Below are 215 nucleotides of genomic sequence, written 5' to 3' on the forward strand. Positions count from 1 at the left end.
GCGTGGAGCTCATCGAAGGAGAACTCGTCACCATGAGCCCCATCGGAAGCCGACACGCCGGCGTGGTGGATCGGCTGAATCATCTCTTCTCTCGACGCACCGGCGAGGGGATCATCGTGCGGGTCCAGAACCCGCTCCGGCTCAGCCCGCACTCCGAGCCGCAGCCGGATGTGGCGCTGCTCCGCTATCGCCCCGATTTCTACGCCTCCGCCCAC

1 protein-coding gene is annotated in these 215 nt (G+C 66.5%); it reads left to right on the top strand.

The features are described from left to right. Positions 1-215: Uma2 family endonuclease (locus tag CFB18_RS11990; protein WP_143597608.1), on the top strand; the 215-nt coding region annotated here is incomplete at both ends.

The sequence above is a fragment of the Thermoflexus hugenholtzii JAD2 genome (assembly GCF_900187885.1).
Taxonomy (GTDB): Bacteria; Chloroflexota; Anaerolineae; order Thermoflexales; family Thermoflexaceae; genus Thermoflexus; species Thermoflexus hugenholtzii.